Below are 12774 nucleotides of genomic sequence, written 5' to 3'. Positions count from 1 at the left end.
TTAGTTTTATAACATTTTGTTTATATATACTTTCCGTTTAATTTAATACATATTATATAAAGCATGTATTGAATGTTTTTTATTTTTATTTTTCCGCTTTTTGCAATTTCTTAAATTTATTTTATCTCAATTACTTTGTAATCTTTGTTTTCTATTGTCGTTTTAAGTGTTTCGTCCGGGATTTCTTTTGTGAGTTTTACAGTTGCGGTTCCGCTTTCATGATTTACGTTTGCGTTTTCCACTCCGTCCAAATTTTCGAGTGCTTTTTTTATTGTATTTTCACAGTGCGAGCACATCATTCCTTCGATTTTTATTGTTTTTTGCATTTTATTTTCCTCTTTTCTTTTTATTTTTCGTTTTTCGATTTTCGTTTCTTTTTCAGATTTATACAGTCTAAGTGCATTAAGTACCACGCTCGTACCGGAGAGCGACATTGCAAGTGATGCCCACATGGGATTTATGTATATTCCGATCGGTGCAAGTATTCCTCCGGCTATGGGTATCAGTATTATATTGTAGGCAAATGCGAAGAATAAATTTTCGTGTATGGTTTTGAGTGTGTCTTTGGAAATTTTTACGGTTTCACAAATGCTTTCGAGATTTTCTTTCATCAGAACTATGTCTGCAGATTCTATCGCCACATCGGTGCCTTTTCCTATTGCTATACCTACGTGTGCGCTCATGAGTGCAACTGCATCGTTTGTACCGTCACCGATCATTATCGTTTTATGATTTTTTGAAATTTCTTTTATTTTTTCGGCTTTTTCATGCGGAAGGAGTTCGCTTCCGTATTTTTTTATGCCGAGTTTTTTTGCAATGTTTTCTACCGTTTCTTTTTTATCTCCGCTCAGCAATATTATTTCTTTGCCGTCTTTTTGAAGTCGCTCGATTGTTTCTTTTGCGTTTTCTTTTATTTCATCCGACAGTATTACAAATCCGATGTATTTACCGTTTTCGGATACGTATACCACGATATTTTCTCTTGCTTTTTCATTTGCTTTCCGTTTTTCTTCTTCAGGTATTTTTGCGTATTTTTCTACAAATGAGAGTTTTCCTGTCGTTATTTGTTTTCCGTTTATCGTGCCTTTTGTTCCGCTGCCGATTATTTCTTCGAAATTTTCAACCTCTCTCGTTTGAGTGTTTTTCACTTTTGCGTATTCGCATATCGCTTTTGCTGTCGGATGTATGCTTTTCTTTTCTATTGAATATATTTTTTCAAGAAGTTCTTTTTCGTCCGTTTCATAGGCGTATATTTCTCCAACTTCGAGTTTCCCTTTTGTTACGGTGCCGGTTTTGTCTAATATTATCGTGTCGCATTTCCCGGCTTCTTGGAGTGCTTTCGAGTTCTTGAAGAGTATTCCTTTTTTCAATGCTTTTCCGCTGCCCGCCATTATCGCTACGGGTGTGGCAAGTCCCAATGCACAGGGGCATGAGATGACAAGTACGCTTATGGCACGCTCCCATGCAAATGCAAAGTTTTCACCGATTATGTACCAAAGTATGAATGTCAATACTGAAATAATTATTATCGAGAATACGAAAATTGTCGCAATTTTATCCGCAAGTTTCGCCACACTCGCTTTTTGCGATGCGGTTTCGTTTACGAGTTTTATTATTTTGGCAAGTGTAGTATCTTCTCCCGTACTTTCCGCTTTGCATGTAATGTGTCCTTGCGTATTCACCGTTGCACACAGTACTTTGTCGCCGAGTTTTTTTACGTTTCCGCTACTTTCTCCGGTGAGTGATGATTCGTCCAGTACGGCACGTCCTTCCACGACAATTCCGTCCGCCGGTACTCTTTCACCCGTCCGTACGATGAAAATTTCTCCGATTTTCAGTTCTTCGGCATTTATTTCCGTTTCTTTTCCGTTTCGTACAACATTCGCTTTTGCGGGCATGATTTCCATAAGCTCGCTCAATGCTTGCGATACTTTCCCTTTTGTGCGTTCTTCGAGCATTTTCCCAAGTCCGACAAAAGTAATTATCATCGCAGCCGATTCGAAGTAAATCATGTGAAGTATATCATGCGTTATATTTCCTAAGTTCATAAAAAGCACGATAAAGCTGTAAATGTATGAGATACCCGTCCCGAGTGTTATGAGTGTATCCATATTGAATGAATGCGTCAAAAACGTTTTAAGACCGCTTTTCAAAAGTTTTTTATTCAATATAAGTATTATGCCGCTCAAAATTACTTGCATGGAAATATTTATTTTCAGCGGAGTATGTATTCCGATCATTTCTCCCATAGAGAAAATCATGAGAATTATAAGGAGTATTATAGAAATTAAAGTACGATGGTTTTTCATCGTACTTTTTTCGCCGGTTGTATTTTCTTTTTTGTCTTTTATTCCGTATCCTAAATTTTTCACGACTTCAAATACTTCTTTTTCGTTGTAATTTCCGTCAAGTTGCATTGTGTTTGTCATGATGTTTACGGATACGTTTTGAGTTCCTTTTATTTCTTTTACACTTTTCTCTATACGATTTTTACATACACTGCAGTGCATGCCGGTTATTTCATATATTTTCATCATTTCACCGTAAGCTTTCTGTCCAATGAATCCGGTTCGTATGCAGGAATTTTTTTAAGTTTGTGTAAGTTTGCTTTGTGCATACCGTCTATGCGTTTTTTCGTTTCATCGTTTTCACATATTCCCGTAAGTATGTACTTGTCCAACGTTTTGTATGTAAATCCGATTTTTTCTTCGTCACTTAATCCGGAAAGTCCGTCACTCGGAGTTTTTTCAACTATTTCATCGGGAAGTTCCAGACATTTTCCGATTTGCTTTACTTCTTCCACGAGAAGTCCGGCTATGGGTGCGAAGTCGCCTGCGGAGTCGCCGAATTTGGTCGAGTATCCTACATAATCTTCGGATAAATTGCAAGTGTTTGCCACTCTTCCGCCTTCCGGAAGCATTTGTGCAACTGCATACAGTGCGGTCATACGTAATCTCGGTATGATATTTATTTTTGCATCTTCGGTCAATTCATTTCTGCCCGAAATTTTTCTCATTTCTTCGCTTTCTTCAAGCATGTCACGCATGCTTTCATTTACTTTTTTTATGTTCAAAGTGATATTTTTTATATCTAAAAGTTTTACGGTTTTTCTTGCATCGTCAATGTCTTTTTGTTCTCCGTTCGGCAAAAGTACTCCTATTACACGTTCTTTCCCGAGTGCTTTTACGCATAACGCCGCTACCGTTGCGGAGTCTTTTCCCCCGGATATTCCGACAATTGCATATGATTTTTTTCCGTTTTCATCAAAAAACTTTTTTATCCAACCCGTTATTCTTTCGGTTGTGTGTTGCGAATTTGTTAACATTTTTACCTCCTCACTTTGTAAACTGTATATATTATACATTATTTTAAATTCAATTTTTCAATTTTTCTTCCATGTGATTTGCAAGTATGTAGCTTTTATATTTGCCGTCAGTTGTCCGTTTATACTATTTTCTTCAAAAAATCTTTTCGCCGCATCGAGTTCTTTTTCGGTATTTTCTCCGTTTTTCATGTATGAAAGCCACACTTCTACCGGTTGTGTGACTTTATCCTTTATTTCCACAATTTCGGTTTCGTATTTGTAATTCAATTTTTTCAAAAGTTTTATTATTTCATTTTCTTCAATATTTTCTTTTTGTGAATATTCGTTTACCGTTTTGAATATGTTCGTTTCCCCGTCTTGAAATTGCAACAGTCGTATGTATTTTTTCGACATTCTGCTCATTTCACGTACGGATTTGACAGTAGCCACGTCCGGTCCCATTACGCTGTACACCAAATCATAGCTTTCATTCGGCGTTTTCTTTGCGAGTTCTTTCCAATCGCCGATTTCGTACTTTATGTATTTTCCGGTTCTTTCATCCGTAAATTTTTTTGCAATACTTATTGCGACTTCGGAAATATCCCAACCGGTGACATATATTTTTCGTTTTGCGAAATTTCTCAAATCTTCACCCGTTCCGCAGCCTATATCAAGTGCATTTTTTATTTTTTCGGGAAATTTATAAAATACGGAGTTTTCATTTCTTTTTTCTTTTTCATTTTCAATTGTGAAATTTTTGTATCTTTCGTCCCAAATTTGTGCTTCATTCATTAATTTTTCCTATTCAATTCTTCCCATTTCAAATCACGATCATAGAAAGGATTTACTTTTTCATCGTGATGTATTGCAAATATGGTAATGTTCGGGAAATCTTTTTCAATATTTTTCAAAATTTCATTTCTGCATTCAATATCAGTTGCGGAAAGCGATTCGTCCATGTATACCCAGTCCGGATTTTGTACCCATATACGTGCAAGTGCCAGTCTTTGCTGTTCACCGCCGGAGAGTATGAGTTCCCAATTGTTGAATTCATGAATTTTTCCTTTGAGATGGCCGAGTTTCACTTTTTCGAGTGCATGAAGTACATCTTTGTCTTGAAGCTTCAATTTTTCATCCGGATAGGTAAGTACTTGAGCTATGGTTCCTATCGGAAAGTAGGGGTTTTGTGATAGGAATATCGCTTTTCCTTTCGGTTTTTCTATTGTACCTTTTCCGTATCCCCAAAGTCCTTTTATCGTATAAAGAAGTGTACTTTTACCGGCATTTGACGGGCCGGAAAGTGCTACGTGTTCACCTTTCTTTATTTCAAGTTTCGGTATGTATGCAAGTTTTTTACCGTCCGGAAGTATCAATTCGATGTCTTTTAACAGAAGTTTTTCTTCGTCACTTTCTTTTACTATGAAATTCTTCTGTCGTTCGCTCTTTCTTATCGCATTTTCAAATTGTATAAGACGATCTACCGTAGCTTTCCATTCCGCAAGTGATGAGTAGTTGAATATGAACCACGAAAGTGCAACTCTTACTCCGCCGAATGCTTGAACGGTCTGCATTATTTCACCCATTTGAAATGCTCCTGCAAAGTATTGCGGTGCAGCTACAATATATGGCACGTATGCCGAAAGTTGCGTGTATCCGGAATGGAAATAATTCATATGTCTGCGTTTTATATACATATTTATCCAAACGGTGTATACGTGTTTGAATCTTTCCGAGAGTGATTTTTCTTCGTAAAGTTCTCCGCCGTATGCTCCGATTGCCTTTGCATTGTCACGTATACGCATGAGTCTGTATCGATAGTCCGCCTCTATTTTCTGACTTTGCTTTTCGAGATTTATGAGCGGTTTACCGATAAGGTGTGTGAAGTACGTGCCGACTATGACGAATGCTATCGCTATCCACAAAAGACTTCCGGGTACATGGTATCCGAGTATTATATATTGATCTGAAAGTTTCCATAAAATTACCGAGAACACTCCCAACGACCCTATGGAGTCTATGAAATCGAATATCATATTTATCGTGAGTGCAGGAAATAATTGCAAATCCTGTGCTATACGTTGATCCGGATTATCCAAATTTCCCAGTCCCGTTTCACGATAGTAACATTTAGATGAAAGCCAACGATTTACATAATGTGCGGAAAGCCAACGTCTCCATATAAGTATGGCTTTACTGCAGAAAAATTTTTGGTTTGCGAAAAGTATAAGACTTACGCTTGCAAGAATGCACAAAATCCCCAACTGTGTCATAAACTCTTCCAAGTTTCGAGATTGAAGTGAATTGAAAAAATCTCGTGACCAATCGCTGAGTCTTGCAGTCGTATATACATTTATCAAGTCGCACGCAAGTGCAATCAAAAGATAAACTCCTACTTTGTAACGTTCCTTCGTTTTCCAAAACGGTATCGCAAGTACTTTCCATTGCTTGTAAAAATCTTTTATGAGTTTAATTCTTTCAGCCATAATGCTTACTTCGTTGTAATTGATACTGATTATCATATTATATCATAAGAATATCGCTTTTTACTTATATTTCATATATATCTTTCAAAAAGCATATGAAAAAACCCGAAGATATTTCTCTTCGGGTAAATCGTTTTTCATTTTCAATTTTTTCAATTACTGATTTTTAGCTGCTTTGAGTACGGTTACTTTCGTTTCTTCCGGAACGTATGCAAGTGATTTTGCACGTCTTCCATGGAATATGTAGTAAATTATCAAGCATGCTATTGCTATCACACCTGAAATTTCATAGAGCTGAGAGAAGTTCATCATATCGTGCAATGAACCGAGTACGTAAGGTCCTACACCGATACCGAGATCAAGTGCTACGAAGTATGTGGAAAGTGCAACACTGACACGTGCCGGCGGTGTAATCTTTATACATACGGCTTGACCGTTCGACATGAATGTACCGTAACCCAATCCGATGAATATACCGGAAAGAAGAAGTTCCCAAGATTTTGTAGTAATTGCAAGAAGGAACATTCCCAAAGCCAAGAATACATAACACGGATAAAGTACGGAGTTTTCACCTTTTCTGTCAAACAACACTCCTGTAGCCGGACGTGTAAGTGTAATAATACCGGCATAAAATACGAAGAACAATGTGCTTGCTTCTACAAGATTTATTTCACGAGCATAAGATGCCAAGAAGGCAAGAACACTTGAATACGAAAAGCCCATCAAAAATCCTACTAAAGAAATTGCCCATACTCTCGGTTCCAAGTAATTTGAAACGGAAATTTTCTTCATAGCCTGACGCTGTTCTTCCGTAAGATTGATTTCTCTGATATTGAGCATGAAGCATCCGATCATACAAAGTACAATCAATGCGCAGCAGAATCCGATAATCATTCTGAAGTCGGAAACCAGCAGCAATATCATACCGAGGAACGGACCTATAGCCGCTGCCAAGCTTGTACTCAAACCGTAGTAGTTTACGCCCTGCCCCTTCTTGGAGCCCGGTATACATGCAGTGACAATTGTATTTGTAGCGGTAGATGTAATACCGTATGCAAGACCGTTCAAGAAACGAACCACGAACATCATTGTAAGGCTGGGAATGTAGAAATACATAAGTGTTGTAATAAGGTAGAAAATCATTCCGCCGTACAATGTCTTTTTACGTCCGTAAATTTCAATATTGTTACCGAATTGCAAACGTGCAACCAATGTACCCAAAATAAAGATACCGGAAGCAAGACCTGCCTCACCCATTGATGCGTTGAGCTGATCTTTTGCAACGACTGCAATAATAACCATCAACAGATAATAAATCAAATAAACTAAAAAATTGATAACCGTATCAAGGATAAAATCCTTGTTCCAGAGTGTTCTCTCTGACATTTTAAAAATGCATCTCCTTTTTGCGAATGTAGAACCGATTATACACCTTCTTTTTTTATTTGTAAAATCTTTTGTATAAAAACAAATTTTATCTATACAATAAAACTTGAAAAAGGTAAATAAGCGTACACTATATAGCACTTTTCTTTATTTTATTTTTAATTCATGAAGTTATTTCTAATTTTAAATGTATTTTTGTTTAATGCACTTATACCGTACTATAAAATTTTTTCGAGAAACACGAGAACTCATGCCGATATAAATTTTTTTCATAACGAATTTTGTTTATTATTTTACTTTTTGAATATTTTTCAAGTAAAAATCATATTTTTGTATATTTATAAATTTTTCATAAAAATAGCGTAGCAGCCATATAAACTGCTACGCTAAAAAAGTCTAACTTTTTGGTGTCACATCATAACGGGAGTTTTCATTTTACCATGTGTAACTGTAAGTAAACATAACCGTTCTTTCACCACCTAAAAATCCGATATTGGGGTACGGGTCTTCATATTCCTTACTCATATGTCCTTCGTCCGGTATATTTCCCGGCTTGAAATTTATTCAATTAAATTTTTATATTTATTTTATTCTATATTTATATGTTTTAATAAAATGAAACAATACTAAAATGAATTTTTAATTTAAAATCGAATCTATAATTTTATTTTTTATTTCAATGCAATAAAAAACGGAGAAATAATCTCCGTTTTATTTTATATTCTGTAATTGTATGAAAGTACAAATGTACGTTCACTTCCTACAAATCCACAATCATCAAATACACTTGTATAGTATTTCTTATTCAGTATATTCTTCACCGCCAATGAAAGTGATCCGTTTTTATTTTCTTTTGAAACATATATGTCATATACCGTCACACCGCCGAGTTTGGTACTGTTATTATTCTGACGGTTAAATTGATTGCGTTCACCTATATAACGCATTCCCACGCCTGCCGTAATATCACCAAATGTTTTTTCCGTACGCAAGCTTAATGAATGACGAGGCGCGTTTGCAGAGGGTTTACCCACTTCAGCTGCAATTGCGGACTTTGTCACTTTTGAATCAAGGTAGCTGTAATTTGCCTTTACCTTTACATCTCCATATTTGTTTTACCATGAAACATCTACACCTTTTGATGCAACTTCTCCGATTGAGCGATAATAATCAGGTACAGCCCATCCGTTAGGTAAAATTTTATTAACCGGATCCGGTACATTTTGTTTTCTTAAATCATATATTGCAATACTTGCTTTTACATTTGAATTTTTCGGTAAATATCTTACTCCGATTTCAAATTCACGTCCGGTTGTCGGAGGTAGAATATTTTTATCTTTATCAAGGAAATATACCGGTTTGAACGAATTATTCCAATGTACATACGGCAGTACTTCATCGGTCAATTCATACACTACACCAAGTTGTCCCGTAGTGGCATAAATTTTTTTCAAATTGTCATCACTTGATACAAACAAGGCACGGCGCATACCACCGCTGAAATTCCACTTACCTCGCTTCTCATTATGCGATGCATAAAGTCCCCATTCACGTCCCCAATAATTACCGGACATTAATTGACCGTCTTTCAGTGCATTTTCAATTTCATTTATTGCGGGTTTTTCCAAATCGGATAATTTTCTTGTCATGAAATTTTGCTTTTGTTTCCAATCTACATTTTCATAATGCCAATCAAGTCCGACAAACGTATCACGACTGTTTTTTCCGTTTTCTTCATGACGTTTTATATATTGATCAAGTCCGTATAATCTGCACTTGTAATCGTTGACACGAGGCATTAATTTCACTTCACCATTAGTTATAGGAAACACACTCGGTGCCATAATATCTTTCGAGAAATTTTTAATATCTCTTATAAAATCTTTTTGATGGAATGACCACATATTATCAAATTTATGATTGAAACTTACATTAAGTCCGACTTGTTTTACATCTTGATTTTGCCAACCCTTACCACCGAAAAGCGTTTTATCCGAATATTTTTCGAAGTGTGCATGACTTTTCAATTTTTCCATAGGCTGCAACGCACTTCCGTTTACATGGTCTTTCTGATAGAAAACTTTCACGGTTACATCTGTTTTATCTCCGATTTTCTTTTTGACGGAAGGTGCTATATATGTACGTGTAATATCCGAGTTATTTGTAAATAAATCTTTCTTTTCAAAACTTCCTACAAGTCTGATTGATTTATCTCCGTCTGTCGTGTTTGTATCGAAATTTAAAACTTTTTGTTTATTACTTCCGAATTTTACTTCAACTTCGGAAAAGTTTTCATTTTTCGGTGCTTTAAGTTCCATATTTATAACACCGCTCACAGAACCGGCACCGTTAAAAGTGGAAGATGGTCCCCGAAGAATTTCCGCTTTTTCAAGTCCGTAAACGTTCTCGCTCATGACTTACTGTCCGACATAGCCGAATGTTTTCATACCGTCCGTAAGAAAATTTGAATTGTCGAGGGTTTCGCCACGAATATTTGCAAAATATCCTACTGTGGAATTACTCTTCCAATCACCAGTTATGCCTGTTTCATATTTTAATGCTTCTGCCAAATTATCCGATGCGGTCTTTTTTATTTCCTTACTTGTTACTATATTTACACTCGCAGGAATGTATTTAATTTCTTTTTCAAGTTTTCCGCCGAGTGTAAAGGTATTTTTATAGCGATTTCCGTAAATGTAAAACGTTCCCAGTTGGTAACCTGGAATATCTTTTTCTTTGCTTTCGGCACTGTCTTGTGCAGATACTCCTAATGTAATTCCGCTTGCCAATGCAAACAGAATCATATACCGTAAACCTTTATTTATTTTCATATAGTACCTCCGTAGAGAATAATTTAAATGATAATTATTACCAATTATAGTAATGTATCTTGGACGATTTTACAATTTTTATCGTTTAATTTATACTTGGTTTATTTTTAAATTTGAATAACTTTAATTTTCATAACAAAAAATCCTTTGCCTTTTTCGGCAAAGGATTTCAATTTTATATTTTACCAACGATGTTCGTATGAGAGTGTGACGTTTCTTTCGTCACCTTTGAATCCTCGGTAGTTTTGTCCTTGATTTTGAATTGAGAGTGTGTATTTTTTGTTCAACAAGTTATTCACTTGCAATCTCCATGTATTGTTTCCTCTTTCATATGTGAGATTTGCATCGTATACGGTTACACCCGGAAGTACAATTGTGTTTTTTTCGTTTGTTCTTTGTCCGGTGTATCTCATGCCGAGTCCGAATGAAAGTTCTCCGTCTTTATATTTTTTTATGTCTTTTTCGAGCATTATATTAAATGTCTGTTCCGGCGAATTTTGTACTTTTTTACCTATGAGTTTTTTGTCAAGGTCTTTGAGTATTTCGGTGTGTGTTTTGTTGTATGTTGCCGTTACATGCAAGTCGTTTGCAAGTTCTCCGTGCATTTTTATTTCAAAGCCTTTTGAAAGTACTTCTCCGATTGATTTACTTATGGTAAGTATTCCGTTCGGTGTGACTGCAAATTCATCCGTTACTATTGCTTTGTCTTTCTCTCTTAGGTCATATATTGATGCTTGTAATTTGAAGTGTGTGTTTTTCGGTTCGTATCTTATTCCTATTTCCCATTCTTTACCGCGTGTGGGTTTCAGAAGTTTTCCGTCTTTGTCAAATCCTTTTACGGGGTGGAATGAGTTGTTCCAATGTATGTAGGGAAGTATGGAGTCCGTCGCTTCGTATACCATTCCCACGTTTCCTGTTGTTGCTCGTGTTTCTTCTTTTCCGATTTGGTTTCCGTAGGTTGAGTAGTATCCTCTTCTTACTCCTGCAGAGAGGTGCCATTTGCCTATTTCTCTATTGTGTGATGCGTATATTCCGTATTCTCTGTTTGAATAGTCCAACGGTCTGAATTTTCTTTCATTTTCAGGTTCTTTTCTTGTTTTCTTGCCTGAGAGAAAATCTTCTATTTCATCTATTCCCCATGAGTTGAGTTTACGTTGTGATGTTTTTACTATGCTTCTGTCGTAGTGAATGTCTGCACCGATTATTGTATCTTGATGTGTTTTTCCGTTTACTTTGTGTATTGTAATATATTGATCGAATCCGTATGTATTTGTATTTGCATCTGCACTTATCGCATCACGTTTCAGTATTTGATCGATTTCAACGTATCTTGCATCTGTTTGTCTTGATTCGGAGTTCGATTTTCTTATCATTCCTTTTTGTGTGTAAGTTATTTCTTTATTTATTTTATGTTCAATTTCATAGTTTATACCTTTTTGTTTCGCATCGTATCTGTCCCAACCTTTTATACCGAAAAATGATGTTTCCGGTATTTTTTCAAATATACTTTGATCTCCCAAAAGGTTTGTGGTTGTTCCCAAAAATCCGTTTACATGGTCTTTTTGATAGAAGGGTTTTAAAATAATTTTTGTTTTTTCGCCTTTTTTCCACGTAAATGACGGTGCAAAGTATTGTCTTTCATGGTCGGAGTAATCTATGTAAAGGTTTTTCTTTCCGATACTTCCTACAAATCTTGCGGAAAATGTTTTATTTTCATTTGTTCTGTTCAAATCGAAGTGAATTACTTTTTCATTTTTTTGCCCGATTTTCATTTCCATGTCGGAAAAATTATTTTCTTTGGGAGCTTTAAGTTCCATATTTATAAGTCCGCTTACCGATCCTGCTCCACCTACGGTTGATGATGGTCCTCTGAGTATTTCTACACGCTCAAGTCCGTAGATATCTTGGTTTATTCCTAAATATTTTTTCCCTTCATTACCGAACACTTTCATTCCGTCTACTAAAATATTACTGTTTGCTACGGTAAATCCTCTTATTTTCGGTTCGCTTTTTACCGGTGAGTTGCCTTGTACGTTTCCGACTATTCCGGCTTCGTATGCGAGTGCTTTATACAGATTGTCGGCTCCGAGTTTTTTTATTTTTTTGCTGTCCACTACGTCTATTTGTGCGGGTATGTACTTTATTTCTTGTGCGATTTTTCCTGCCAGTTTTGTTTTTTCTTTGTTTCTTATTCCATATACATGAAATAGCGGCATAGTGAATTCTTTTAAATTTTCATCTGTTTTTGCATTTACCGGTAATGCAATTGCAGTTAATGCACTTATACAACATAATATGCTTAAAATCTTGTTTTTTCTCATATTTCCTCCTAGTATAGGTATATCCTAATTCTTTTTTAGATGTTTTTTATTATATATGCCTAAAAAAATATATCGCAAATAAAATTTTTATAAACTTAATTGTATTTTTTCACTTTACCTTTAATTTGTTTTTTACTTCAAAATGCTTCTTTCATTTTGTCCATACTCGATTTATTCAATTTCGTTTCTTTAAATAAGCATATACTCGTGTTGCATTTTTCCACTTCTTGAATTTTTGCAAGTTTTGTTTGTTCTTTGTTTCTGCTCCTATATATACATATATATAGGTTTCACATTTTTCGCATATTTTTTCTTGTTTTCCGTTATGCATTAATTCGATTATCAGTAATATTTGATAGAATTCTTTTATATATATATTTCTTACTACAACTTGATAGAAAATTTTTATATATAAACAGTTCGCCATATATCGATATGAATTTTATTTC

7 protein-coding genes and 1 pseudogene are annotated in these 12774 nt (G+C 35.5%); all 8 read right to left on the bottom strand.

Features of this window, described 5'->3' with window-relative positions:
* Window positions 1-116: 116 nt before the first annotated feature.
* The 8 genes and pseudogenes from HMPREF9083_RS04025 to HMPREF9083_RS03995 all read right to left on the bottom strand — a co-directional run bounded on the left by HMPREF9083_RS04025 (window position 117) and on the right by HMPREF9083_RS03995 (window position 12325).
* Window positions 117-2534: a heavy metal translocating P-type ATPase gene (locus HMPREF9083_RS04025; protein ID WP_035062672.1), complete on the bottom strand. Its 2418-nt coding sequence runs from the start codon at window positions 2532-2534 to the stop codon at window positions 117-119.
* Window positions 2534-3325 carry an NAD(+) synthase gene (gene nadE / locus HMPREF9083_RS04020; RefSeq protein WP_035062670.1) on the bottom strand — a complete coding sequence of 264 codons (792 nt, stop codon included), beginning with the start codon at window positions 3323-3325 and terminating at the stop codon, window positions 2534-2536. The genes HMPREF9083_RS04025 and nadE overlap by 1 nt, the downstream gene beginning before the upstream one ends.
* Window positions 3326-3382: 57 nt before the next feature.
* Window positions 3383-4096, bottom strand: coding sequence for a class I SAM-dependent methyltransferase (locus HMPREF9083_RS04015; RefSeq protein ID WP_007556135.1), 714 nt, complete (start codon window positions 4094-4096; stop codon window positions 3383-3385).
* On the bottom strand, window positions 4096-5787 hold the full coding sequence (locus HMPREF9083_RS04010; protein WP_007556134.1) for an ABC transporter ATP-binding protein/permease: 1692 nt from the start codon (window positions 5785-5787) through the stop codon (window positions 4096-4098). Before HMPREF9083_RS04010 ends, HMPREF9083_RS04015 begins: the two co-directional genes overlap by 1 nt.
* A 156-nt stretch (window positions 5788-5943) precedes the next feature.
* Window positions 5944-7173: an MFS transporter gene (locus HMPREF9083_RS04005; protein WP_007556133.1), complete on the bottom strand. Its 1230-nt coding sequence runs from the start codon at window positions 7171-7173 to the stop codon at window positions 5944-5946.
* Window positions 7174-7889: 716 nt separating this feature from the next.
* A pseudogene (locus HMPREF9083_RS06710) lies at window positions 7890-9209 on the bottom strand (TonB-dependent siderophore receptor).
* Window positions 9210-9590: 381 nt separating this feature from the next.
* Entirely contained in the window at window positions 9591-10004 is a 414-nt protein-coding gene (locus HMPREF9083_RS06430; RefSeq protein WP_007556129.1) for a TonB-dependent receptor plug domain-containing protein, read from the bottom strand.
* Between the two features lie 182 nt (window positions 10005-10186).
* On the bottom strand, window positions 10187-12325 hold the full coding sequence (locus HMPREF9083_RS03995; RefSeq protein WP_007556128.1) for a TonB-dependent siderophore receptor: 2139 nt from the start codon (window positions 12323-12325) through the stop codon (window positions 10187-10189).
* Window positions 12326-12774 lie beyond the last annotated feature (449 nt).

Source organism: Dialister micraerophilus DSM 19965 (assembly GCF_000194985.1).
In the GTDB taxonomy this organism is placed as follows: Bacteria; Bacillota; Negativicutes; order Veillonellales; family Dialisteraceae; genus Dialister; species Dialister micraerophilus.
Note: the sequence above shows the minus strand (reverse complement) of the source record. Positions and strands in the feature narration are given on the sequence as shown.